We start from the raw sequence: 25,187 nt of genomic DNA on the forward strand, positions 1-25,187 counted from the left end.
TAGTCAAAATAAATCCATTGAATTTCAAAGCCTTGTATTGTTGGCTTGATGTTTGCTTTAATCTGGCACCAGCAGGTTGAAATTTGAGAAGCGCGATGGAATTCAAGGCAGTATTGGGCCAGTTCAAAGAGTACCGGGGAGTTTTGGGCAAAGGCCTTGGAACCCCTCTGCTGGTATTGGCCGCGCTCGGCATGGTGGTGTTGCCCATCCCGCCGTTGATGCTGGATGTGCTCTTCTCCTTCAACATTGCTCTCTCCATCGTGGTGCTGCTGGTATCCGTCTATACTCGCCGCCCCCTCGAATTTGCTGCCTTCCCGACCGTACTGCTGCTCGCTACCTTGCTGCGGTTAGCGTTGAACGTTGCCTCGACCCGGGTGGTGTTGCTGGAAGGTCACAATGGTAGTGCGGCGGCCGGTCATGTGATCGAGGCATTCGGTAACGTGGTGATCGGCGGCAACTATGCGGTCGGCATCATCGTTTTCACCATCCTGATGATCATAAACTTTGTGGTGATCACCAAGGGGGCCGGGCGGATCGCAGAAGTGAGTGCCCGTTTTACCCTTGATGCGATGCCGGGCAAACAGATGGCTATCGATGCCGATTTGAACGCCGGTCTCATCAATCAGGAAGAGGCGAAGAATCGTCGACAGGATGTGACCCAGGAAGCTGACTTCTACGGCTCCATGGACGGTGCCTCCAAGTTTGTCAAAGGGGACGCGGTTGCAGGCGTAATGATCCTCTTTATCAACATCATCGGCGGCTTCATCATCGGGATGATGCAGCACCAGCTGACCTTCGGCGAGTCTGCCGAGATCTATACCCTGTTGGCCATCGGTGACGGTCTGGTGGCGCAGATCCCCTCCCTGCTGCTCTCAATTGCAGCCGCCATCATAGTGACCCGTCAGAATACCGATCAGGACATGGGTACTGCAGTACTAGGCCAGCTATTTGACAATCCCAAGGCGCTGATCATCTCGGCCGGTATTCTGTTGATGATGGGGCTGGTGCCGGGGATGCCGCATTTCGCCTTCCTGAGTCTGGGGGCTCTTGCCGCCGCTGGCGCCTGGTGGTTGCTGCGCCGCGAGAAACTGGCAGCCGCCAAAGCGGCCAAGGGTGAGCTGTTGCCTGCCACAGCCGAGCAGCCTCATGAGCAGAAAGAGCTGAGCTGGGACGATGTGATGCCGGTGGACATCATCGGGCTGGAAGTGGGTTATCAGCTGATCCCGCTGGTGGATCGCAATCAGGGTGGTGAGCTGCTCAACCGGATCAAAGGGGTGCGCAAGAAACTCTCGCAAGAGCTGGGCTTTCTGGTCCCGGCCGTCCACATTCGCGACAACCTGGATCTGGCGCCAAACCAATACCGCATCACCTTGATGGGGGTCAGTACCGGCGAGGCCAATGTCTACCATGATAAGGAGATGGCCATCAATCCGGGGCAGGTGTTCGGCCAGATCCAGGGGATAGCGACCCGGGATCCCGCCTTCGGACTGGAAGCGGTCTGGGTTGCCAAGGAGATGGTATCTCAGGCACAGACGCTGGGGTATACGGTGGTGGATACCGCGACCGTGGTGGCTACCCATCTGAGCCAGATCCTGACCAACCATGCGGCTCTGCTGCTGGGCCATGACGAAGTACAACAGCTGCTCGACATGATTGGCAAACATCAGAGCAAGCTGGTCGAAGGGTTGGTGCCGGAAGTGATCAGCATGGGTAACCTTGTGAAGGTATTGCAGAATTTGCTCAATGAAGGCGTGCCAATCCGCGATATGCGCACTATCCTGCAGACCCTGGTTGAATACGCGCCGCGCAGTCCGGATCCGGAAGTGCTCACGGCCGCTTGCCGGATTGCCCTGCGTCGCCTGATTGTGCAAGAGATTGCAGGCCCCGATCCCGAGCTGCCGGTGATTACCTTGGCGCCGGAATTGGAACGTATATTGCATCAATCCCTGCAGGCTGGTGGCGGTGATGGTGCCGGTATTGAACCGGGTCTGGCAGAGCGGATGCAGCGTTCGCTGGTGGAAGCCACTCAACGACAAGAATTGGAAGGCCAACCGGCCGTGCTTCTGACATCGGGGATCTTGCGCAATACCCTGGCGAAATTTGTCAAGAATGCCATTCCTGGATTGCGCGTTCTGTCTTATCAGGAAGTGCCCGACGACAAGCAGATCCGCATCGTCAGTGCGGTAGGGCAGAACTAGTTAGCGGAGACGACGGGTGAAGATTAAGCGGTTTTTTGCCAAGGATATGCGAACGGCTCTGGCCGAGGTCAAGGAGACTCTCGGGCCTGACGCCGTCATCATGTCCAACAAGAAGGTCACCGGAGGGGTAGAGATAGTCGCCGCAGTCGATTATCAATCCCAGGTCCCGGGGCCCAAAGATGCGCCGGTTCGCCGTCAGCTGAACGATGAGAGCGTCAATATTTCGTCTGCTGCACGGCAGATGATCCGCCCCGAGCCGGCGCCGGCGAAGGAGCAGAACGAACATTATGCCGATACCCTGGCCGCCTTGTTGGCGCGCCAGCAGAAGCTCAAGCCGGGCAATGGGGCGCCAATAGGCAATACCAAATCGGCCGGGCTGGCCGCTGTCAATGCAGCGCCCAGAACATTGGCCGAGCAGGGGCAGTGGGGCGCTGCTCCGGAACCTGCCAAGCCCAAAGCTCGAGTTGCGTCCGGCCAGCGCGCCCCTCAACCTGCCCAGCGGGATCAGGAGATGGAAGGGATGCGCAAGGAGATGGCCAGCATCCGCAAACTGCTGGAGCACCAGATCTCCGGGCTGATGTGGCAAGAGGTGGAGCGCCGCGAACCGATGCGGGCCCTGCTGATCAAGGAGCTCAAGAAACTGGGCTTTGACGATGCGTTTGCCGATCAACTGGCGGGACTGATCCCCGAAGATATGTCCATCCATCAGGCGATGGCCCAGTTGGCCGAAGTGCTGACGGCCCAGCTCAAGATCAGCGAGGACGAGATCATGCGTCAGGGCGGCGCGGTGGCGCTGCTTGGCCCGACCGGGGTGGGCAAAACCACCACCATCGCCAAGCTGGCGGCCCGTTTCGCCATGAAGTATGGCGCCGAGCAGGTGGCATTGATCACCACCGACAATTACCGGATTGGTGCCCATGAACAGCTGCAGACCTATGGCCGCATCATGGGTTGCCCGGTACGTCAGGTGCGTGATGCCGAAGAGCTGGCCAATGCCCTTTATCAGTTCCGCCATCGTCGGTTGGTACTTATCGATACGGCCGGGGTGGGTCAGCGGGATATCCGGTTGACCGAGCAGCTCGATACCCTGGTCAAGAATGCCAAGGTGCGGATCCGCAGTTATCTGGTGATGTCGGCAACGTCCCAGCGTCGGGTGATGCAGGAGGCGGTGGACCATTTCCGGCGTATTCCGCTTAGCGGCTGCATACTTACCAAATTGGATGAAAGTCTGAATCTGGGCGAAGTGATTAACGTGTGTATCCAGAATTCATTGCCCATCAGCTATATCACTGACGGACAAAGGGTTCCGGAAGATATTCAGGTTGCCAATGCGGCGCAGCTCGTCGGGGCTGCCATGGGCTCGCTGGAGCGAGAAACAGAGGAGCCCTATTTCTGGGGCGCAGGCTTTGGCGAGGCCGAAGATTCGGAGTTTTATGAGTAACATGTATATGGATCAGGCGAGTGGTCTGCGCAAAATGCGTCAAAACAATCGAGTAAAAGTAATCGCCGTTTCCGGTGGTAAAGGTGGCGTGGGCAAGACCAACGTGACCCTGAACGTGGCCGGAGCCATGGCCGCCCAAGGCAAGCGGGTGATGGTGCTGGATGCCGACCTGGGTCTGGCCAACGTCGACGTCATGCTGGGGCTGCGGGTTCATCGCAACCTCTCTCATGTCCTGGCGGGTGAATGCACCATCGACGATATCATCGTCGAAGGTCCCTACGGCATGATGATCGTGCCTGCGACCTCAGGCACCCAGTCCATGGTCGAGCTTTCTCCGGTGCAGCATGCCGAGCTTATCCGTGCCTTCAGCGAGATGAAGACCCAGGTCGACATCCTGCTGGTGGATACGGCCGCGGGGATCTCCGACATGGTGCTGAGCTTCACCCGAGCCGCTCAGGACATCATGGTGGTGGTCTGCGATGAGCCGACCTCCATCACCGATGCCTATGCCCTCATCAAGATCCTCTCAAAAGATCACGGTGTGTTTCGTTTCAAGGTGGTGGCCAATATGGTGCGCAGTCTGCGCGAAGGGCAGGAGCTCTTTGCCAAACTGACCCGGGTCACGGATCGTTTCCTCGATACCTCCCTGGAGCTGGTCGCCTGTGTACCCTATGACACCAATCTGCGTGCCGCCGTGCGCAAGCAGAAGCTGATTGTCGAGGCGTTTCCCAAGTCACCGGCCGCACTGGCGTTCCGGGCCCTTGCCAACAAGGCGGCGAGCTGGCCGGTTCCCAACCAGCCGGGCGGCCATCTGGAGTTTTTCCTGGAAAATTTGTTGCAGAAACCGGCCACAACACAGGAAGGTTCCCGTGAATAAAGCCCAAGCGTACTTGCGTCATCAGGATTCCTACGTGCTGGTGGAGCGTCATGCTCCCCTGGTCAAGCGAATTGCCCAGCATTTGTTGGCTCGCCTGCCCAGCAGTGTCTTGCTGGATGACCTGATCCAGGCAGGTATGATTGGGCTGCTTGAAGCTTCCCGCAATTTTGACGGTAGCAAGGGGGCCAGCTTCGAGACGTATGCCGGGATCCGCATCCGAGGCGCCATGCTGGATGAGATCCGGCGTGGTGATTGGGTACCCCGCTCTGTGCATCGCAACAGTCGCGCTATTGCAGAGGCGATCGAGAATGTCGAGCAGACTCACGGGCGTGACGCGCGAGATACCGAGGTTGCTGCCGAGATGGGTGTCTCCATCGCTGATTACCATGCGATGCTGCAAGACGTCTCCTGCGGAAAAATTATCGGCATCGAAGATTTGGGGGTCAGCGAGGATGTGATCGGCAACCCCGATGACGCCCCTTCAGGCTCGGGATTCGATGAATTGGCTGCCGAGCGATTTCAGATTCAATTATCCGAGCAAATTGGTCGTCTACCGGAGAGAGAAGCTTTGGTTCTCTCTCTTTACTACGATGAAGAGCTGAATTTGCGTGAAATTGGCGAGGTTTTGAATGTCAGCGAGTCGCGTGTGAGCCAGATCCACAGTCAGGCAATGCACAGATTGCGTGCTCGTTTGAGAGATTGGCATCTATAAGTGTTTGTACTGGCTACACTGAGATGAAACTCTAAGGCATAATCCGCACGACACAACCCGTTTTTAGCATCATGTAAGTGAGCCACTCTGGTGGCTATTTAGGAGGGAATTTTGGACAAGAACATGAAAATCCTCATTGTTGACGATTTTTCAACGATGCGCCGGATTATCAAGAACTTGCTGCGCGACTTGGGATTCAACAATACCCATGAGGCGGATGACGGCAATACAGCGCTGCCGATGCTGAAAAATGGTGACTTTCAGTTTGTAGTTACCGACTGGAACATGCCTGGCATGCAAGGTATTGACCTGCTTAAAGCCATCCGTGTCGATGAGAAGCTCAAGCATCTGCCGGTACTGATGGTAACCGCTGAAGCCAAACGTGAGCAGATCATTGAAGCCGCCCAAGCTGGCGTCAACGGTTACATCGTCAAGCCCTTCACCGCAGCAACGCTCAAAGAAAAACTCGACAAAATTTTCGAACGAATTGGCTAAGGAGCTGCAGGGATGATGGCCAAAACGAGAGCAATGATTTCGCTCGACCAGGCAAGGATGCTTGTTGCTCATCTGGAGCAAGGCGAATTTGAGCTGGCCGATGAACTGCTTGCCGAAGTATGTGCCCCCAACGCAGCCGATCTGTTTGAAAAAGTAGGTCAGCTGACCCGACAACTGCATGATTCACTTCAAGAATTTCGCCTCGATCCCCGTATTCCCGATTTGGCTACTCATGATATTCCCGATGCTCGGGAACGCTTGAGCTACGTTATCGATATGACCGACAAAGCGGCCAATCGCACAATGGATGCGGTGGAAGCCAGTTTGCCGATAGCGGATCGCCTGAATGACAATATCCAGCTGGTGATGCCGAACTGGAATGCCCTGATGTCTCGTGACATGAGCGTGGGGCAGTTCAAATCCTTATGTCACCAACTTGATGATTTTATTAAGGCTTCAGAGTCTGATGCCGATAAATTACGGCAACTGCTGACAGAAATTCTGATGGCACAAGATTTTCAGGATTTGACAGGGCAGATGATCCGCAAGGTCATCAAGCTTGTTCAGGAAGTTGAAACAAAATTAATAGAAATGCTGACCATGTTTGGTGAGGCTTCTGCTGAGCATTCAACTCGTAGTATTCCTGTCAACGGGATTGAAGCAGAGGGCCCTATCATGAACCCCGAGGCTCGTGCCGATGTGGTCAATGGTCAGGATGATGTGGACGATCTGCTGTCTAGCTTGGGATTCTAATGGAGTGACGCATGGCCTTCGAAGTTGATGAAGACATACTGCAAGACTTTCTGGTCGAAGCATCCGAAATATTGGAACAGTTGTCTGAACAACTGGTCGACTTGGAAAAGCGGCCCGATGACAAGAACCTGTTGAATGCCATCTTTCGCGGTTTCCATACCGTGAAAGGGGGGGCAGGTTTTCTGTCGCTCGGTGAACTGGTGGATGTATGCCACGGTGCGGAAAACGTGTTCGATATCTTGCGTAATGGCAAGCGAACCGTTACAGCGGAGTTGATGGATGTGATCCTGCAAGCGCTGGACGCCATCAATGTCATGTTCGCCCAGGTTCAAAATCGCGAAGCACCCAGCCCTGCGTCAGATGATTTGCTTCATGACCTCCATGAGTTGTGCAAGCCGGAAGGGGAAGAGCAACTGCGCACTGCTACGAGTGCGGCTGCGGTTGTAGAATCTGAACCTGCAGCACCGGTAGTTGTTGAAGAAGTTGCTCCAGAAGTTGTTGAACCCACAGCCATCAGCAGCGAGCCTGCTCCTGTCAATGGCGGCGGCTCGATCGATGAAATTTCTGCAGACGAATTTGAACGTCTACTGGACGAGCTCCACGGCGTGGGGGGGGCACCGACCAAGACGGCTGCAGCAGTCCCGATAGCGGGTGGCTCTGGCGATATCACCGATGATGAGTTTGAGGCCTTGCTGGACCAGCTCCATGGCCAGGGACAGCACATGGGGGCGCCAGAGGTGAATCCTCTGAAGTCGGTGCAAAAAGAGGTGGACGAGCTTATCGATGATGATGAGTTTGAACGCCTGCTTGATGAATTGCATGGTCGTGGTCAAGGGCCTCAGAGTACTATGGCACCTGCGGCACCTGCGGCACCTGCGGCACCTGCGGCACCTGCGGCACCTGCGGCACCTGCGGCACCTGCTGCGGTGACTCCGCCCAAACCGGCCACTCCTGTTGCCAAACCAGCACCGGCAGCCCCCGCAAAACCCGCTGAAGCAGCCAAGGCACCAGTGCCTGCCGCCAAGGCGGCGCCTGCGCCAGCAGAAAATAGTGCCGTGCAAAGCGATACGACGGTGCGGGTGGATACCAAGACCCTCGATGTCATCATGAACATGGTAGGTGAGTTGGTACTGGTTCGTAACCGGCTGGTGAGCTTGGGTATTGCCAGTAATGATGAAGAGATGTCAAAGGCGGTTGCCAATCTGGATGTGGTAACGGCTGACCTGCAAGGTGCGGTGATGAAAACCCGCATGCAGCCAATCAAGAAGGTATTTGGTCGTTTCCCGCGCGTGGTGCGAGATCTGGCCAGAACCCTCAAGAAAGAGATTGAGCTGGTGATGGTGGGGGAAGAGACAGATCTGGATAAAAACCTGGTGGAGGCGCTCGCCGATCCTCTGGTTCACCTTGTTCGCAACTCCTGCGATCACGGGGTCGAAATGCCAGATGTGCGGGAGAAAGCGGGCAAGCCGCGGCAAGGGACTATAACCCTTAGCGCCTCCCAGCAAGGTGACCATATTCTGCTTTGCATCGAGGATGATGGGGCAGGGATGGATCCTGAGAAACTCAAGTCCATCGCAATCAGTCGCGGTGTTCTGGATGCAGATACTGCCGCTCGCATGAGCGACAACGATGCCTATAACCTGATCTTTGCTCCGGGCTTTTCAACCAAGGCCGAGATCTCCGATATCTCTGGTCGTGGTGTCGGAATGGATGTGGTTAAAACCAGCATTGTCAGCCTCAATGGGTCAGTGCACATAGATTCCACTTGGGGGAAAGGTACCCGTCTCGAAATCAAGGTTCCGTTGACGCTAGCCATTCTGCCGACTCTGATGGTTGAAGTGGGTGAGCAGACCTTCGCACTTCCCCTTGGTTGTGTGAACGAGATTTTCCATCTTGATCTGAAAAAGGCCAACATGGTTGATGGTCAGCTCACCATCATTGTACGCGAGAAGGCGATACCGCTCTTCTATCTGCATAAATGGTTGATTCGTGGCGCCAACAAGCGTTCACGTCAGGATACCGGACATGTGGTGATCGTGCAGATTGGCTCTCAGCAAATCGGGTTTGTGGTAGATAGCTTGATTGGTCAGGAAGAGGTGGTGATCAAGCCACTCGATAACCTGCTGCAAGGTACCCCTGGCATGGCCGGTGCGACCATTACCAGTGATGGCGGAATTGCTCTTATTTTGGATGTGCCGAGTCTGCTCAAAGCATATGCGCGTAGACATTAATAGCTCAGGCCCAAGGAGTTAGAAAAACAACAATGGCAGTCAAGGTATTAGTTGTCGACGATTCGAGCTTCTTTCGCCGTCGGGTGAGCGAGATCATCAATCAGGATCCCATGCTGACGGTGATTGATACGGCCCAGAATGGACGTGAGGCGGTGGACAAGGCGCTGTCACTGCGCCCTGATGTGATCACCATGGACATAGAGATGCCCGTGATGGATGGCATCAGTGCGGTGCGGGAGATCATGGCCAAGTGCCCAACCCCCATTCTGATGTTCTCCTCCCTGACCCATGAAGGGGCCAAGGCTACGCTGGATGCGCTGGACGCCGGTGCCCTAGACTTCTTGCCCAAGAAGTTTGAGGACATTGCCAGAGACAAAGATGAAGCGGTCAGACTGTTGCAACAACGGGTGAAGGAGATCTCCCGCAAGCGCTTCCTGATGACATCCGCTGCTCGCCCCAAAGCACCTGAACCGGTTGCTCGTGCTCCTCTGGGCAGCACTGTGCCCAGAACTTCAGATCGTCAGCCTGACCTGCAACGTACTGTGCCAAGTGCTTCATTCAAGCGCAGTGGCAAGAGTTATCAGTTGGTGGCGATCGGTACTTCTACCGGCGGACCTGTTGCTTTGCAAAATGTGCTGACCAAGTTGCCGGGGGATTTTCCTCATCCCATCCTGCTTATCCAGCATATGCCAGCCACTTTTACTGCCGCGTTTGCTGCCCGTCTCAACGGGTTATGTCAGATTGGCGTCAAGGAAGCGGAAGATGGCGATGTGCTTAAACCCGGGCATGCCTACCTTGCTCCCGGTGGCAAACAGATGCTGCTGGAAGGTCGTGGTGCAGGGGCTCGCATTCGCATCGTGGATGGCAACGACAAGGTAAATTACAAGCCTTGTGTGGACATCACCTTTGCCTCTGCGGCCAAAACCTATGCCGACAAGGTACTGGCGATTGTGCTGACCGGTATGGGCGCAGATGGCCGTGATGGCGCCAGACTGCTGAAAGAGCAGGGATCAACCATCTGGGCTCAGGATGAGGCTTCCTGCGTGGTATATGGTATGCCCCAAGCAGTAGCCAAAGCGGGGATTGCCAGCGAATCACTCCCTCTGGACAAGGTGGCCCAGCGTATTCTGGTTGAGTTGGGGCGCTAATCATGGGCTTGCTCGGTCTGCTCCTGGCATTGGGGGCTATTGCCATTGCCCAACTGTGGCATGGCGGCTCCCTGTTGACGCTGGTGGACGGCCCCGCTTTTTTGATCGTGCTGGGTGGTACCGTCGGCGCCGTCACGTTGCAGACTCCAGCCAAGTACATCCTGCTGGCGTTGCGCCAGCTGTTATGGATTTTTATCCCTCCCCGCCAAGATCTTGCGACGCAGGCCGAACGGTTGCAGTCATGGGCCGTTTTTGCGCGCCAGCAAGGGCTGCTTGCCCTTGAAAATCAGGCCGAGCAGGAGGAGGACAACTTTACCCGTCAAGGGCTTGGCATGATTGTCGATGGGGTCTCCACAGAGGATATCCGTATGCTGCTGGAAGCGGACATCGATATCGAACAGGAGCGCAATGAACATGCCGCCAGGGTATTTGAAGCCATGGGGGGGTACAGTCCGACCATCGGGATCATCGGTGCCGTGCTGGGCCTGATCCAGGCCATGTTTCATCTCGAAGACCCCTCAGCACTGGGGGCGGGTATCGCAGTGGCATTTGTGGCAACCATCTATGGAGTGGGGTTTGCCAACCTCATCTACCTGCCTATCGCCAACCGGCTACGCGCATTTCACTATCACTATGCACTCTTTCAGGAGATGACCCTGGAAGGGCTGCTGGCTATCGCCCATGGTGAAAACGGCTTGCAGGTTGAACGCCGGCTCAGGGCCTATTTGAAAGGAGAGTAGCCATGCGCAAGCGCTATCGGTTGCACTTGCAGGGTCGCGAGCATCTTGACCGTTGGCTGGTCTCCTATGCCGATTATATGACGCTGATCTTTGCCTTGTTCGTGGTGCTCTACTCTGTTGCGCTGGTGAATAAGGACAAGTATCGCGCGGTGATTGATGGTATGAGCCAGGCGTTCAGTGTCATGCAGTCTGGCGGCAATGGCTTGCTCGAAGGGCAGGATAATTCCCTGCTGGATAACCCGGTATCTGCCTCTCCATCGTTGCTGGAAAGCCCAGCATCCCCCTCTCCTTCACTTGCTCCCATTTCTGGTGTGCCAGTGCTGCAAGATGGCGCGACACTTGCAAAACTCGATATGCAGTTGCAACAGAGCATGGGCTCGCTGGTGGATGCCGGTATCGTCAAACTGACGCAAGATGAGAACTGGCTGACGGTTGAACTCAGTTCCGGCTTGCTGTTTGGCAGCGGCAGTGCCTTTTTGGGACCAAACGCTGCACCGGTCATTAATACTCTTTCAAGTATTCTCAAACCGGTCGATAACTATGTAAGGGTTCGGGGTTATACCGATAACCAACAGATAAATAATGAAATTTATCGTTCTAACTGGGCGCTTTCTGCTGCTCGGGCCGAAGCGGTACTCAATGGTTTGATTGCAGATGGGATCGCCCCCCAGCGTCTGGCGTTCGAGGCATATGGCGAGTTTTCCCCCTTTGCTGACAACGGCAGCGAGCAGGGCAGACTGCAGAATCGCAAGGTTGTGGTCGCTATCTCCAAATTTGCCTGGGTGCCGCCAGCACCTGTGGTTGCAACGCCTACGGTAGTTGCTGAACCGGTTCCTGCTGTACAACAGGCGGTGGATGCGGGGGAGATAAAGGTGATCACCTTGCCCGGTGGTGGCATACGCATAACAACAAGGCAGGATTGATACAGTGATTGTTTGGACGGTTGCCAACCAGAAAGGTGGTGTGGGTAAAACCACCACAGTGGTCTCGCTTGCGGGGATCCTGGCCCAGCGTGGCCAGCGGGTGCTGTTGATTGATACCGACCCCCATGCTTCGCTGACTGCATATCTTGATTTTGATTCAGATCGCCTGGATGGAACCCTCTATGAGTTGTTTCAAGCTGTCAAACCGACAGCCGAGCTTGTCAATAAACTGACGCTCAAGACCAAGTTCGAAAATATCAACTTGCTGCCAGCATCTATTACCTTGGCAACTCTTGATCGGGTGATGGGCAATCGTGAGGGGATGGGACTGGTACTGAAACGGGCACTGCTGCGCATTCAGGATCAATATGATTACGTGCTGATCGATTGCCCGCCAGTGCTGGGAGTGATGATGGTCAACGCGCTGGCTGCCTGCGATCGCATTCTGGTGCCTGTCCAGACCGAATTTCTGGCCCTCAAGGGGTTGGAGCGGATGATGAAAACATTCGAGATCATGCAGCGTTCCAAGCGTGACAAGTTCCGTTATACCGTGATCCCGACCATGTTCGACAAGCGCACCCGTGCCTCTCTGATGACCTTGAAGTCGATCAAGGATCAGTATGGAGATTCAGTGTGGAATGCGGTGATCCCTATTGATACCAAGTTTCGGGATGCCAGCTTGCTGCATATCCCCCCGTCTATCTATTCTCCCGGGAGTCGTGGAACCTATGCATATGAAACGCTGCTCAACCATCTTGATGCCCTTGAGCGGCAACGGGTTCATGAGGTGACGGCATGAGAGATACCATTCAAGTTCGGGCGATGGATGACTATTTCCACTCCCTGCTGCTCGATGAGCCACTGGTGCTGGATGAGGTGGAAGAGGCTCAATCCGCCCCTGTTTTACAGTTGCAACGTCAGCCCCAAAGCGTCCCTGAGGTAGTCGCCGCACCTTACCTCGAAAGCGATCCACGGCTTGTCCAACTTGGTGAGCTATTGGCTCAGGTGGGACAAGTCCAGTTCGAAAATGATGCCTTCACCCAGGAGATAACACTCACCACTCCGCTGGAGATTGTGGCGGAGGAGTCACTGTTGCCGGTGGAGCCTGAGTGGCCTGCGGAGGTGCTGCTCCCCGAGGTTGCGGAGCCCCATACTACTATCCTGACCGAGACAGCGCTGGAGGTTGCTCCGGTAGAGGCCAGTGAACCGGTCGCCTGGGAAAATATCGATACCGGCAAAGAGTTTCAGGCCCTTTTCTTTGAAGTCGCGGGTGTGACGTTTGCGGTCCCGTTGACCGAGCTGGGTGGTATTCATCAGCTGGGCGAGATCACCTCCCTGTTTGGCCAGCCGGGCTGGTACAAGGGGATCATGACCTCTCGCGAGCAGAAGATGAATGTGGTCGATACTGCCCAGTGGGTCATGCCGGGTCAGCATCTCGAGATGGATGATTACAAGTATCTGATTATGCTTGGTGAATCGCCGTGGGGATTAGCCTGCCACCATCTCAAAGGGACTGAATTGTTACACCGTGACCAGGTGAAATGGCGCCATCAGGAGGGCAAGCGCCCCTGGTTGGCGGGCATGGTTAAAGAAAAAATGTGTGCCCTGTTACACGTCCGCGAATTGCTCCTGTTGCTGGAGCGTGGGGTTAACATAGAAGGTCGCTGATAACTTCTGCAATCGAGCTGTTTTATTGCTAGTTTTAGCAGTAGACGTTTTCATAAAAGGAATAAAAGCATGACAGAAAAGCGCAATATTGCACAGAATCTGGCCGAAGATGAAGTGCTGCAATGGGTAACCTTCCAACTGGAAAACGAAACCTACGGCATCAATGTGATGCAGGTTCAGGAGGTGTTGCGCTACACCGAAATTGCACCGGTGCCGGGTGCGCCTGAGTACGTACTGGGGATCATCAACCTGCGTGGCAATGTGGTGACTGTCATCGATACCCGTTCCCGTTTCGGTCTGCCTTCCGGTGATGTGAGTGAAAACTCCCGGATTGTGATCATCGAGGCAGAGAAGCAGGTGATCGGCATCATGGTCGACAGCGTGGCGGAAGTGGTTTATCTGCGTTCTTCTGAAATCGATGCGGCACCTGCGGTCGGTACTGAAGAGAGCGCCAAGTTTATTCAGGGGGTGAGCAACCGCGATGGGCAACTGCTGATCCTGGTTGACTTGAACAAGCTGCTCTCCGATGAAGAGTGGGAAGATATCGGTTCCCTCTGATAAGTAAGGTGATGTTTTGATAATCGAGATGGTTGCCTTGGGGGGGGCCCTGATTGCCTTGGCGTTTGCCTCTTATATCTGGTTCAAGAGCAAGCGCAGCAAGCAGGAGTCCGAGGCCAGTGTGGCAACCCTGCAAGGTCAGTTGGAAAGCTTGCGCAAGCAGATGATGGAGCTCCATACCGGTGCCATTGGCATGGGGCAGCGTCTGCAGTCGGTGGAAGTGGCGATGCAGCAGGTCAATGAGCGCCAGCAAGAGCTGACCATGCAGGATCCCGAACGCAGGCTTTACAGCCGAGCGGCCAAGATGGTCGAACTGGGCGCCGATCTTGATGAAGTCATGAGTGAGTGCGAGTTGCCAAAGGCAGAGGCCGAGCTCTTGATATCGTTGCGAAAAGGTCGCTCTTGATGATTCAGGAAGGCAATTGCCTTCCTGAATTTTATGGCGTGCAGCCGCTTGTCCCCCAGCTGCGTTGAGCAGGCGGTTTCTACCATATTTTCTTTGTGATCCCGGTCGCCAGTCAGTTCAATTGTTGCATCTTTGAAAAGACGTATTCCAATACTGTGTTAAGATGCAGACCGCTTCATTTTCTCTGAAAAAATCCCCATGCTGCTTCAAGTTAACAATCTGAGCTGCGTGCGCGAAGATCGCACTCTGTTTGAACACCTCTCTTTCTCTGTTGCGCCCGGCGATCTGGTGCAAATTGAAGGGCCCAACGGTGTTGGCAAGACCAGCCTATTGCGGTTGTTGACTGGGCTGTCGCAGCCGTTTGCCGGTGAGGTGTGCTGGGATGGGGAGAATATTCGTCACTGTCGTGATGAGTATCATGCCAATCTGCTCTATCTCGGCCATCAGCCCGGTGTCAAAGCGGCGCTGACCCCTTTTGAAAACCTGAAGTTCTACCAGCAGTTGCATTACCCGCAGCAAATAGAGACTAACTTGTGGCAGATATTGGCCCGGGTAGGGCTGGCCGGATTTGAAGAGAACCCGACCGGACAACTCTCTGCCGGCCAGCAACGCCGGGTGGCCCTGGCCAGACTCTGGCTGTCACAGAAACCGGCACTCTGGATCCTCGATGAGCCCTTTACAGCCATCGACAAGCAAGGGGTCAAGGTGCTCGAACAGCTCTTTCTGGCCCACGCCGAGCGGGGCGGCATGGTGATCCTCACCACCCATCAGGATCTGACCCTGATGCAGGGACGGCTGAAGACTATCTCGTTGACCCCCTTCGCCTCGACATTGCAGGAGTAACGACATGTTGCGCGCTGTTATGCACCTTATTCACCGTGAACTGCTGATGGCTCTGCGCCAGCGTTCCGATATTCTCAATCCGCTCTGGTTTTTCCTCATCGTCATCACCCTGTTTCCGTTAGGGATTGGCCCGGAGCCCAAACTGCTGGCCCGTATTGCCCCGGGGATTATCTGGGTGGGGGCGCTATTGGCGGCCATGTTGTCGCTGGAGCGGCTGTTTCGCGACGACTTTGCCGATGGCGCGCTGGAGCAGATGATGCTGATGCCGCACCCGCTGGGCTTGCTGGCGCTGGCGAAAGTGGTCGCTCACTGGCTGCTGACCGGCTTGCCGCTGCTGCTGATCTCTCCCTTGCTGGCGATTTTGCTGTCGCTGGATATGAACACCTATCTGGCGGTCGTCGCAACGCTGGCACTGGGCACTCCTGTATTGAGTCTGCTCGGCGCGGTCGGGGTTGCGTTGACGGTGGGACTGCGCAAAGGCGGGGTTCTGCTCAGTCTGCTGATCCTGCCGCTCTATATTCCGGTACTGATTTTTGCCACCTCAGCCATCGATGCCGCGGGGATGAGCTTGCCCTATGGCGGACAGCTTGCCATTCTGGCCGCCATGCTGGTGGGGGCTTTGACACTGACGCCGCTGGCTGTGTCGGCGGCGTTGCGGGTCAGCCTCAACTGATGGCCGTGAGCTGAACCGGATTTGGCTCCGAACGGAGTCTTTTTGCAAAAAATAATGTTGCGATGGATCAAGGAGAGTGCCGCTTATTGCTTTCGGGGTATTTGATGCTGCCCTGCGGTCGGTATGGTAGGCCTCGCCAAACGATTAATAACAAAAAGGTTTTGTGAGCTATGTGGAAATGGTTGCACCCTTATGCCAAACCGGAGCGTGCCTATCAGCTGGCAGGCACGCTGTTGCCCTGGTTTGCGGTGATTAGTCTGCTCTCGTTTGTGATCGGTACTGTCTGGGGCCTCGCGTTTGCGCCAGCGGATTACCAGCAGGGAGATTCGTTCCGGATCATCTATATCCACGTGCCTTCCGCCATTCTCTCCATGGGAGCCTACTCCACCATGGCGGTGGCCGCTTTTATCGGCCTGGTGTGGCAATTGCGGATGGCGGACATGACGGTTGCAGCCATTGCGCCGGTCGGCGCCGTATTTACCTTTATTGCCCTCTTTACCGGTGCCGCCTGGGGCAAACCCATGTGGGGAACCTGGTGGGTGTGGGATGCACGGCTCACCTCTGAACTGATCCTGCTGTTTCTCTACCTCGGCGTGATTGCTCTCTACAACGCCTTCAGCGACAAGGTGGTCGCTGGCCGTGCGGCCGGCATTCTGGCACTGGTTGGGGTGATCAACCTGCCCATCATTCACTACTCGGTGGAGTGGTGGAATACCCTGCATCAGGGGGCCACCATCACCAAATTTGACAAACCCTCCATTTCACCCGAGATGCTTTGGCCGCTGCTGATCATGATCCTGGCGTTTGCCGCATTTCTCGGGGCTCTGACCCTGATGCGTTTTCGCAATGAACTCCTGATGCGGGAGTGGCATCGCCCCTGGGTCAAAGAGATTGCAGAGCAGGAGAAGTAAGCATGCACTTTGCCTCTTTCAGTGATTTTATGGCGATGGGCGGTTACGCCTTCTATGTCTGGCTCTCTTTTGGCCTGACGCTGGTGTGTCTGGTCGGCATCATCATTTCTACCCGCATGAAAACCCGCAGCCTGCTCGCCGAGTTGCGCAGCAAGCAGGCGCGTGAGGCCCGTCGCAAGGCGGCCCAGCAGATGGAGAACACCCTATGAACCCGAGACGCAAAAAACGCCTCACCATCATTCTTGCCATCACCCTGGGTCTGGCGACCGTCAGCGGGCTGGTGCTCTACGCCCTCAGTCAGAATATCGACCTCTTCTACACCCCGAGCGAGCTGGTGGAGGGGAAGGGGCCGGACAAGATCAAGCCGGAAGAGGGGCAGCGCCTGCGCATCGGTGGATTGGTCGTGCCGGGATCGGTACAGCGGGATCCACAGAGCCTCAAGGTTGCCTTCAAGCTGGTGGATAACGGCGGTCATCTGGTGAAGGTCGAGTTTGACGGCATCCTGCCGGATCTGTTCCGTGAAGGGCAGGGGATTGTTGCCCAGGGCACCCTCAAGGATGCCACGACCGTAGAGGCATTCGAGGTGCTGGCCAAGCACGATGAGAACTACATGCCGCCGGAAGTGGCCGATGCCACCAACGGCATGCACTTCAAGCCGGAGTATACCGAGGCACAGTTGAAGGGAGCCAAGCAGTGATCCCTCTGGTGTTTGCCTTTTCCGCTTTGCCTGCCGTGCGTGGTGCGGCTGTTGTCACCGTTCAATTGAAAGGAATGCCTTCATGATCCCGGAATTAGGTCAGTTTGCGCTGATCCTGGCCTTTGCCACCGCCCTGCTGCTGGGTAGCTATCCGCTGCTTGGCGCTAGTTGGGGGCGTCTTGGCATGATGTCGGCGGCCCGTCCGCTCGCCTATGCCCAGTTCTTGCTGCTGCTGCTGTCGTTTTTCTGCCTGACCTGGGCCTTTATCGATAACGACTTCACCGTGCAGTATGTGGCCACTAACTCCAACAGCCTGCTGCCGCTCGCCTATCGCATCTCGGCGGTGTGGGGCGCCCACGAAGGCTCCCTGCTGCTGTGGGTTCTGACCTTAGGGGGCTGGACTGCGGCGGTAGCCATGTTCAGCCGCCGTCTGCCGCTCGATGCTGTCGCGCGGGTACTCGGCGTGCTGGGTCTGATCTCGGTCGGCTTCACCGCCTTCGTGCTGTTCACCTCCGATCCCTTCACCCGCACCTTGCCCTATTTCCCGGTAGATGGTCGTGACCTCAATCCGCTGCTGCAGGATCCGGGTCTCATCTTCCATCCGCCGATGCTCTACATGGGTTATGTGGGCTTCTCGGTGGCGTTTGCCTTTGCCATTGCTTCGCTGATGACCGGACGTCTCGATGCGACCTGGGCTCGCTGGTCGCGCCCCTGGACCATGGCGGCCTGGGTATTCCTGACCCTTGGCATCGTGCTCGGCTCCTGGTGGGCCTACTACGAGCTCGGTTGGGGCGGTTGGTGGTTCTGGGATCCGGTAGAAAACGCCTCCTTCATGCCCTGGCTCGCGGGTACCGCTCTGCTGCACTCGCTGGCGGTGAGCGAGAAGCGCGCCACCTTCAAGGCGTGGACCGTGCTGCTGGCCCTGTCAGCCTTCTCGTTGAGCCTGCTGGGTACCTTCCTGGTACGCTCCGGCGTGCTGGTGTCGGTCCATGCGTTTGCCTCCGACCCGACCCGCGGTCTGTTTATTCTCGGCTTCCTGCTGGCGGTGATCGGTTCATCCTTGCTGCTGTTTGCCTTTAAAGGCTCGCAGGTGAAGAGCCACGGCAAACACGAGCTGTGGAGCCGCGAGACCCTGCTGCTTTGCAACAACATCATGCTGGTTGCAGGTCTGCTGACCGTGCTGCTCGGCACCTTGTTGCCGCTGGTGCACAAGGAGCTGGGGCTGGGGAGCATCTCTATCGGCACACCCTTCTTCAACCACATCTACAGTTGGCTGATCATCCCGTTTGCCCTGCTGCTGGGGGTTGGCCCGCTATTTCGCTGGAGTCGTCAGGAGCTGGGAGAACTCAAAAGCAAGGTGCTCGTGGCACTGGTGCTGAGTCTGGCCGCAGCCTTGCTGTTGCCGCTGCTCTTTGCCGAAACCTTCAAGCCGTGGGCGGCGGTAGGGATTGGTCTGGGGGCCTGGATCATCGTCACCAGCGTGCAGGAGACCTGGGCGCGAGCGACCCACAAGCACAGCTTTGCGGTCGGTGTGCGCAAGCTTGGCAACAGCCACTGGGCCATGATCCTTGGCCATGTGGGGCTGGCAGTCAGCATCATAGGTATCGCCTGCACCCAGAACTACAGCATCGAGAAGGATCTGCGGATGCAGGCGGGTGATCGGGTGCACTTTGCCGATTACGAGTTCGTCTTTGCCGGGATCAAGGAGAAGAACGGCCCCAACTACGATGGCTTCAAGGGCGTGCTGGAAGTGCACCGCAATGGCAAGCAGGTCGCCCTGCTCAAGCCCGAGAAGCGGATGTACAAGGTGACCCGGATGCCGATGACCGAAGCGGCCATCGATGCCGGTATCACCCGCGATCTCTATGCGGCGCTGGGGGAACAGCTCGACAACGGTGCCTGGGCGGTGCGGATCTACTACAAGCCGTTCGTGCGCTGGATCTGGTTCGGCGGCGTTTTTATGGCCATTGGTGGCGTGCTGGCGATGCTGGACAAGCGTTACCGTTTCGGCCGTCGTGAGGAGGAGGCCAAGGCATGAACAAAAAGACCTGGTTGTTTTTAATCCCCTTTATCGTCTTTTTGCTGGGGGCGGTGTTCCTGTTCAAAGGGCTCTACTCCGATCCCACCAAGCTTGAGTCCGTGATGGTGGGCAAAGAGGTGCCGGTGTTCACCCTGCAGGACATTTACGATCTGAACAAGCAGCACGATCGCAGTATCCTGACCGGTCGCCCCATGCTGCTCAACGTCTGGGCCACCTGGTGCCCGACCTGCTATGGCGAGCACACCTACCTCAAACAGCTGGCGGGGCAGGGTATTCCCATCATCGGCATGAACTACAAGGATGAGCGCGACAAGGCGATCAAATGGCTGGCGGAGCTGGGCAACCCCTATCAGGTCAACCTCTATGATCCGGACGGCATGCTGGGGCTAGATCTCGGGGTATACGGCGCGCCGGAGACCTTCTTTATCGACAGCAAGGGGATCATCCGGTATCGCCACGTGGGGGATATCAACCCCGAGAACTGGGCGTCGACCCTCAAACCCATCTTTGATGCCATGAAGTGAGGGGAGTCCTGATGAGAGTATTTATTGCTTCCCTGCTGCTGTTGCTGGGATGGGTGGTGCAAGCGCCCGCCATGGCCGCTATCGATGTCTACACCTTCGACAACGACAATCAGGAGCAGGTCTTTCGCGAACTGACCAAGGAGCTGCGTTGCCCCAAGTGCCAGAACCAGGATATCGCCGACTCCAATGCGGGGCTGGCCAAGGACTTGCGCGACAAGACCTACCAGATGGTGCGCGAGGGTAAGGATAAAGAGGAGATAGTGGATTACATGGTGGCCCGCTACGGCAACTTTATCCTCTATAACCCGCCCCTAATGGCCTCCACCCTGATCCTCTGGCTCGGCCCGCTGCTGGTGATCCTGATCGGTGGCGCCGTGGTCGTGATGCGCAGCCGCCGGCCCCCTGCGGTGAAAAAACAACTGGATAACGCCTTGAGCGAGGAGGAGCAGCGCCGACTGGCCGAGCTGCTCAAAGAGGAAGAGAAACAATGACCGCTTTTTGGATAGTTATTGCGGGCTTGCTGGTGCTGGTGAGTCTGGCGCTCGTCGTGCCGCTGTGGCGTGGTGAAGGCAAACAGAGCATCAGTCGCTCGGCGCTCAACAAACAGCTCTATCGCCAGCGGCTGCTGGAAATTGGCGAAGAGCGCGAGCAGGGTGTCTTGGCTGAGGAGTCCGACTCGCTGGTCGAGCTGCAACGAAGCCTCTTGGATGATATTCCCGATGTGGAGCAGACTGCCCGCAGTGGCAAGAGTCTGATCTGGATCCCGGGTGTACTGGTGCTGTTGGTGGTGAGTCTGGGGCTCTACTACAAGTTGGGCTCCTGGCAAGAGGTGAGTCGCTGGCAAGATGCCAGCAGCCGTCTTGGCGAGCTGAGCAACCGCATTCTGGTGGAGCGGGATGCCCAGGTGACCGAGCAGGATCTGCTGGATTTCACGCTGGCACTGCGTACCCGCCTCAAGGATGAACCGAACGACTACCGCGGTTGGCTGCTGCTGGGACGCTTGGCGCTGGATGGCAATGATCCCGAGATGGCCAGCGAGGCGCTGGAGCGGGCCTACACGCTGGCTCCCCAGAAGTCGCTGGTGGCGGTGCCCTACGCGCAGGCGCTGATGATGACGGGGGATGAGGCGCAAGCGGATGCCCTGTTGCAGGCTGCTATCGCGCAGGATCCGGACAATATCGAAGCGCGTTCCGTCTATGCCTTTATGGCGCTGCAAAAAGAGGACTTCCAGACCGCGCTGGCTCGCTGGCAGGCGATGTTGCCACTGATGGAGAAAGGTACCCCCCGTTACGTGATGGTCGAGCGCTCCATGGAGTACGCCCGCGCGCAGCTCAAGCAGCGCGGCATCGAGGTGACGAATTCAGGCGCAGCCAAAGCGGGCGCAGTTGAGGGACAACCGCTGGCGGTGAAGGAGGGGGAATTCCCCATCCAGGTCACGTTGGCGGCGGGCATTCAGATGCCGGAAGATGCCCATCTCTTCGTCTTTGCCGTGGTGCCCAACGGGCCGCCCATGCCCATCGCCGTGAAGCGTATTGCAGGGCCAACCCTGCCTGTTACCCTGTCACTCGGGGATGGCGATGCCATGATGGAAGGTAGCAAACTGGCGGCCTATCCGGAGCTGCAGTTCAAGGCACGTCTCTCGCGCGGTGGCAATGTGATGAACAAGGAAGGAGCCTTCGAAGGGGTATCCGTGCCGGTCAAGACGGCCGAGATCCCTGCTGCTCCGATTGACATCCGCATAGATCACGCCCTCTAATATGCCTTTGGATAACCCGGCCCCTGGATAGGAGCCGGGTTATCTATACTTCTGATAAATCAAAATAAAACGTCAGGACAATCATATGTATCTTCGTTCAGGGGCCATACTGGCAGCCCTCTTGCTGGCTGGCTGTGCCGGTGGTCCACCCAAGCCTAGCCCAGAGAGTCTGGATCTCAATCCCGGCATGAATAATCCGGGTGCCACCAGTACGGCGGCCGATCCGCGCGATCCCTTCCAAGGGGCCAACCGGGCCATGTGGGCGGTCAACTATGATGTGCTGGAACCCTATGTGGCACGTCCTGTGGTACATGCCTATGCCCGCTACATTCCGGTAGGGGTAAAGGATGGCATTGCCAACTTTGTTGCCAACTTTGATGAGCCAAGCAGCATGGTGAACCATCTGATCACCGGTGATTTGAAGGGGGCGGGCACCAACCTGGGGCGCTTTACCCTCAACACCACGGTCGGTCTGCTGGGTATCTTCGATGTGGCCAAACATGCAGGCCTCGAGCGTAACAAACTGGAGATGGACACAGTGCTGGGCAGGGCCGATATCGGTAATGGTGCCTACATCATGGTGCCTGTCTACGGCCCGACCACCACCCGGGAGCTGGTTGGTGATGCGATTGACAGCTTCTACTTCCCCTATGCCCTGTTAACCTTCCCGATGAAGGTTGCACACTGGGCACTGGATGGCTTGGGCACACGTGCCAAGCTTATCGATCAGGAGCGGATCATCGACAACTCCCTCGATCCTTATGCGCTGACCAAGGACTTCTACCTGCAATATAACCAGGGCAAGGTGACGGGCAAGCAGACCGAGCTGAAAGCGTCTCAGCAAGAGCAGGCCGACGATGCCAATCTGGATGAATACATGGACGAGCTGGACCAGTAAGCGGGTCATCTCGATATGTAAAAGGCGCCTGCGGGCGCCTTATTCATTTTCGCAGCCATATCGAGATAAAAAAACGCCCCGCAGTGCGGGGCGTTTTGGCAAGCGAGGCTGATTAGGCAGCCAGATTCTTGGCCACGAATTCCCAGTTAACCAGAGCCCAGAAGGTTTCCATGTACTTCGGACGCAGGTTGCGGAAGTCGATGTAGTAGGCGTGCTCCCACAGGTCAACGGTCAGCAGCGGGGTGGTACCGGCTTCAGTCAGCGGGCAGCCAGCGTTGGAGGTGTTGACGATAGCCAGAGAGCCGTCAGCTTTCTTCACCAGCCAGGTCCAGCTGGAACCGAAGTTGCCGATGGCTGATTTGGTGAAGGCATCTTTGAACTCGGCGAAGGAGCCGAATGCCTTGTTGATGGCATCAGCCAGGGCGCCAGTCGGCTCGCCACCACCATTCGGGGAGAGGCAGTGCCAGTAGAAGGTGTGGTTCCAGATCTGGGCGGCGTTGTTGAAGATGCCGCCGTTGGAGGTCTTGATGATCTCTTCCAGAGACTTGCCTTCAAACTCGGTACCCGGCACCAGATTGTTCAGGTTGACCACGTAGGTGTTGTGGTGCTTGCCGTGGTGATATTCCAGAGTTTCCTGGGAGATGTGCGGTTCCAGAGCGTTGATTGCATAGGGCAGAGCGGGAAGTTCGAATGCCATTTTCTACTCTCCATTGGCTGGACCGTGCGAAGGCGACGGTTGCAAGACATTGCGTACTCTTTTCTATATGTGAAAAGAGTTGTTTTTAAAATGATGGGGCTGGGTAGCCCAAAGCCAAGGGATTGTAGCAGTATCAAAGATGGCCTAACAACTCTTGATTGGCGCCATGATCGCGATCAATCCTGTGTGGGTTCTTTGCACAATTCGAGCCGGGTCACCCCTTTGTCAGTTTGTGCTCGGGCAAGATTGCAGTAGAATGGCCGCCGAAATCGCTCTAGTGAGGCACCTATGGAAACTATTGAAAAGATTAAGCAGCAGCTGGCTGACAACCCCATCATCATCTACATGAAGGGCTCCCCCAAGCTACCCAGCTGTGGCTTCTCTGCCCAGGCCTCCCAGGCTCTGATGTCCTGCGGCGAGCCGTTTGCCTACGTTGATATCCTGCAAAATCCGGATATCCGCGCCGAATTGCCAAAATTCGCCAACTGGCCGACCTTCCCCCAACTGTGGGTTGAGGGTGAGCTGATCGGTGGCTGTGACATCATGATCGAGATGTTCCAGGCTGGCGAGTTGCAGGCTCTGATCAAAGAGACTGCTGCCAAGTACAAGAAAGATGATGCTGCAGCCGAGTAATCGGTTCTGTGTTGTCGAGAGGGAGCCTTATAGGCTCCCTTTTTTATTGTCCCGGTTCTGGCAGGCAAGCAACTGATTGCCGGTTGCAAAAAGCAACGCAATTGCCCTGAAAAATCTAATCTTTACGGCTTTGTTTTGGAGTTGTTAATTATATTCTTCGCCAATATGTGATTACTTTTTTTAATCCGTTGAGATTCAAGTGTTGCTGTCATCACATTTTTTGATAATTTCACCGTAACGCAGTCTCTTTGTAGATTTTTTTGTGTTTATGCTCACATTAATTGCAAGTGATAGAACCTAGTATCGCTTCGCCCTGTGAAATAAAACCCTACAAATTAATAAATAAAAAGAGATTTGCGATGAAGATGTATAGCAATCTGCCCATTGGTCTTCATGATATTACTGAAGCCAAAAAAAGACTGACCAATCATATATACAAGACCGCGCAACTACCCTCTAACTACATCAGCGAACGTTGTCATGGCGAGGTTTACCTCAAACTTGAAAACATGCAACGTACAGGATCTTTTAAAATTCGTGGCGCCTTCAACAAGCTCAGTTCATTAAGTCTGGAAGACCGACAAAAAGGTGTTGTCGCCTGCTCGGCGGGTAATCATGCCCAAGGTGTATCACTCTCCAGTGCTATGCTGGGAATTGATGCCAAGGTGGTCATGCCTTGCTGCGCCCCCAAATCAAAAATTGCTGCAACCAGTGACTATTCAGCCAAAGTGATCCTCCATGGAAATAGCTTCAATGACACCATTGCCAAAGTCAGCGAAATCGTGGAGATGGAAGGCCGCGTATTTATCCCCCCCTTCGACGATGCAAAAGTGATTGCCGGCCAGGGCACCATTGGCCTGGAAATTATCGAAGATTTGTATGATGTCGATAACATCATAGTACCGATCGGTGGCGGTGGTTTGATTGCCGGTGTTGCCATGGCTATCAAATCTATTAATCCGACCATCAAGGTGATTGGTGTGCAATCCGAGAATGTGCACGGTATGGCGGCCTCTTTCTATGCCGGTACCATGACCAATCATAGAACCAGCAGCACGCTTGCCGATGGCTGTGATGTGGCAAGACCTGGTTCACTGACCTTAGAAATCGTCAAACAATTGGTGGATGATATTGTACTGGTCACCGAGGATGATATTCGTCATAGCATGGTTGACCTTATTCAGCGCAACAAGGTGATTACCGAAGGGGCGGGAGCTCTGGCCTCGGCAGCGCTGCTCAGTGGCAAGCTGAAACATTATGTCGAAGGTAAAAAGACCGTCAGCATTATTTCGGGTGGCAATATTGATCTGACCCGGATCGCCGAAATTATCGAACAGAACAATATTCGTCAATTTAGCCTGTAA

Annotated in this window: 27 protein-coding genes; 26 read left to right on the top strand and 1 reads right to left on the bottom strand. The window is 55.8% G+C overall.

From position 1 onward, the window contains the following. Nucleotides 1–95: 95 nt before the first annotated feature. The 24 genes from flhA to ACB042_RS00215 all read left to right on the top strand — a co-directional run bounded on the left by flhA (nt 96) and on the right by ACB042_RS00215 (nt 22,493). Nucleotides 96–2,198 (top strand): flagellar biosynthesis protein FlhA, encoded by a 2,103-nt coding sequence (gene flhA, locus ACB042_RS00100; protein ID WP_371177525.1) that lies wholly within the window; start codon nt 96–98, stop codon nt 2,196–2,198. Nucleotides 2,199–2,214: 16 nt separating this feature from the next. Next, on the top strand, nt 2,215–3,639 hold the full coding sequence (gene flhF / locus ACB042_RS00105; protein ID WP_371177526.1) for a flagellar biosynthesis protein FlhF: 1,425 nt from the start codon (nt 2,215–2,217) through the stop codon (nt 3,637–3,639). Nucleotides 3,640–3,673: 34 nt separating this feature from the next. Then, on the top strand, nt 3,674–4,516 hold the full coding sequence (locus ACB042_RS00110; RefSeq protein ID WP_370510289.1) for a MinD/ParA family protein: 843 nt from the start codon (nt 3,674–3,676) through the stop codon (nt 4,514–4,516). Next, nucleotides 4,509–5,228, top strand: coding sequence for an RNA polymerase sigma factor FliA (locus ACB042_RS00115; RefSeq protein ID WP_019444723.1), 720 nt, complete (start codon nt 4,509–4,511; stop codon nt 5,226–5,228). The genes ACB042_RS00110 and ACB042_RS00115 overlap by 8 nt, the downstream gene beginning before the upstream one ends. Nucleotides 5,229–5,339: 111 nt before the next feature. After that, nucleotides 5,340–5,723: a chemotaxis response regulator CheY gene (gene cheY / locus ACB042_RS00120; RefSeq protein WP_013723552.1), complete on the top strand. Its 384-nt coding sequence runs from the start codon at nt 5,340–5,342 to the stop codon at nt 5,721–5,723. A 12-nt stretch (nt 5,724–5,735) separates the two neighbouring features. Then, entirely contained in the window at nt 5,736–6,476 is a 741-nt protein-coding gene (locus ACB042_RS00125) for a protein phosphatase CheZ (protein WP_005353668.1), read from the top strand. A gap of 11 nt (nt 6,477–6,487) precedes the next feature. Then, complete coding sequence (locus ACB042_RS00130) at nt 6,488–8,707, top strand: chemotaxis protein CheA (RefSeq protein WP_371177527.1); 2,220 nt, start codon at nt 6,488–6,490, stop codon at nt 8,705–8,707. Between the two features lie 32 nt (nt 8,708–8,739). Further along, complete coding sequence (locus ACB042_RS00135; RefSeq protein ID WP_107683674.1) at nt 8,740–9,855, top strand: chemotaxis response regulator protein-glutamate methylesterase; 1,116 nt, start codon at nt 8,740–8,742, stop codon at nt 9,853–9,855. A 2-nt stretch (nt 9,856–9,857) separates the two neighbouring features. After that, entirely contained in the window at nt 9,858–10,595 is a 738-nt protein-coding gene (locus tag ACB042_RS00140; RefSeq protein WP_064340925.1) for a flagellar motor protein, read from the top strand. 2 nt (nt 10,596–10,597) lie between these two features. Continuing rightward, nucleotides 10,598–11,518, top strand: coding sequence for a flagellar motor protein MotB (locus ACB042_RS00145; RefSeq protein WP_144712262.1), 921 nt, complete (start codon nt 10,598–10,600; stop codon nt 11,516–11,518). A 4-nt stretch (nt 11,519–11,522) separates the two neighbouring features. After that, nucleotides 11,523–12,317 (top strand): ParA family protein, encoded by a 795-nt coding sequence (locus ACB042_RS00150; protein ID WP_005334696.1) that lies wholly within the window; start codon nt 11,523–11,525, stop codon nt 12,315–12,317. Then, nucleotides 12,314–13,186: a chemotaxis protein CheW gene (locus ACB042_RS00155; RefSeq protein ID WP_144712264.1), complete on the top strand. Its 873-nt coding sequence runs from the start codon at nt 12,314–12,316 to the stop codon at nt 13,184–13,186. The genes ACB042_RS00150 and ACB042_RS00155 overlap by 4 nt, the downstream gene beginning before the upstream one ends. Nucleotides 13,187–13,255: 69 nt before the next feature. Continuing rightward, on the top strand, nt 13,256–13,744 hold the full coding sequence (locus tag ACB042_RS00160; protein ID WP_005298836.1) for a chemotaxis protein CheW: 489 nt from the start codon (nt 13,256–13,258) through the stop codon (nt 13,742–13,744). 28 nt (nt 13,745–13,772) lie between these two features. Further along, nucleotides 13,773–14,150: a DUF2802 domain-containing protein gene (locus tag ACB042_RS00165; protein WP_186301831.1), complete on the top strand. Its 378-nt coding sequence runs from the start codon at nt 13,773–13,775 to the stop codon at nt 14,148–14,150. Between the two features lie 198 nt (nt 14,151–14,348). Continuing rightward, nucleotides 14,349–14,993, top strand: coding sequence for a cytochrome c biogenesis heme-transporting ATPase CcmA (gene ccmA, locus ACB042_RS00170; protein WP_144712266.1), 645 nt, complete (start codon nt 14,349–14,351; stop codon nt 14,991–14,993). 4 nt (nt 14,994–14,997) lie between these two features. Continuing rightward, a complete protein-coding gene (gene ccmB / locus ACB042_RS00175) occupies nt 14,998–15,666 on the top strand; it encodes a heme exporter protein CcmB (protein ID WP_144712268.1) in 669 nt (222 codons plus the stop codon). 170 nt (nt 15,667–15,836) lie between these two features. After that, nucleotides 15,837–16,577: a heme ABC transporter permease gene (locus ACB042_RS00180; RefSeq protein WP_005334687.1), complete on the top strand. Its 741-nt coding sequence runs from the start codon at nt 15,837–15,839 to the stop codon at nt 16,575–16,577. 2 nt (nt 16,578–16,579) lie between these two features. Further along, complete coding sequence (gene ccmD / locus ACB042_RS00185; protein ID WP_005353657.1) at nt 16,580–16,786, top strand: heme exporter protein CcmD; 207 nt, start codon at nt 16,580–16,582, stop codon at nt 16,784–16,786. Next, nucleotides 16,783–17,274, top strand: a complete 492-nt coding sequence (gene ccmE / locus ACB042_RS00190; RefSeq protein ID WP_005334685.1) for a cytochrome c maturation protein CcmE — start codon at nt 16,783–16,785, stop codon at nt 17,272–17,274. Before ccmD ends, ccmE begins: the two co-directional genes overlap by 4 nt. 82 nt (nt 17,275–17,356) lie before the next feature. Beyond that, nucleotides 17,357–19,312, top strand: a complete 1,956-nt coding sequence (locus ACB042_RS00195; protein WP_371177528.1) for a heme lyase CcmF/NrfE family subunit — start codon at nt 17,357–17,359, stop codon at nt 19,310–19,312. Then, the gene (locus ACB042_RS00200) at nt 19,309–19,839 is read left to right on the top strand and encodes a DsbE family thiol:disulfide interchange protein (RefSeq protein ID WP_005353655.1); all 531 of its coding nucleotides are present in this window, start codon (nt 19,309–19,311) and stop codon (nt 19,837–19,839) included. Before ACB042_RS00195 ends, ACB042_RS00200 begins: the two co-directional genes overlap by 4 nt. Before the next feature lie 11 nt (nt 19,840–19,850). Continuing rightward, nucleotides 19,851–20,330, top strand: coding sequence for a cytochrome c-type biogenesis protein (locus ACB042_RS00205; protein ID WP_017788562.1), 480 nt, complete (start codon nt 19,851–19,853; stop codon nt 20,328–20,330). Beyond that, nucleotides 20,327–21,595, top strand: coding sequence for a c-type cytochrome biogenesis protein CcmI (gene ccmI, locus ACB042_RS00210; protein WP_371177529.1), 1,269 nt, complete (start codon nt 20,327–20,329; stop codon nt 21,593–21,595). Before ACB042_RS00205 ends, ccmI begins: the two co-directional genes overlap by 4 nt. A gap of 85 nt (nt 21,596–21,680) precedes the next feature. Next, nucleotides 21,681–22,493 carry a VacJ family lipoprotein gene (locus ACB042_RS00215; protein ID WP_323887839.1) on the top strand — a complete coding sequence of 271 codons (813 nt, stop codon included), beginning with the start codon at nt 21,681–21,683 and terminating at the stop codon, nt 22,491–22,493. Between the two features lie 112 nt (nt 22,494–22,605). Here ACB042_RS00215 and sodB read toward each other — a convergent pair whose 3' ends face one another. Further along, nucleotides 22,606–23,190, bottom strand: a complete 585-nt coding sequence (gene sodB, locus ACB042_RS00220) for a superoxide dismutase [Fe] (RefSeq protein WP_005334664.1) — start codon at nt 23,188–23,190, stop codon at nt 22,606–22,608. A 288-nt stretch (nt 23,191–23,478) separates the two neighbouring features. Between sodB and ACB042_RS00225 the strand changes: the two genes are divergently transcribed. Both ACB042_RS00225 and tdcB read left to right on the top strand, forming a co-directional pair. Beyond that, on the top strand, nt 23,479–23,823 hold the full coding sequence (locus ACB042_RS00225; protein WP_005353650.1) for a Grx4 family monothiol glutaredoxin: 345 nt from the start codon (nt 23,479–23,481) through the stop codon (nt 23,821–23,823). A 359-nt stretch (nt 23,824–24,182) separates the two neighbouring features. Then, nucleotides 24,183–25,187 carry a bifunctional threonine ammonia-lyase/L-serine ammonia-lyase TdcB gene (gene tdcB, locus ACB042_RS00230; RefSeq protein WP_252655378.1) on the top strand — a complete coding sequence of 335 codons (1,005 nt, stop codon included), beginning with the start codon at nt 24,183–24,185 and terminating at the stop codon, nt 25,185–25,187.

It is taken from the genome of Aeromonas sp. S13(2024) (assembly GCF_041402405.1).
In the GTDB taxonomy this organism is placed as follows: Bacteria; Pseudomonadota; Gammaproteobacteria; order Enterobacterales; family Aeromonadaceae; genus Aeromonas; species Aeromonas veronii.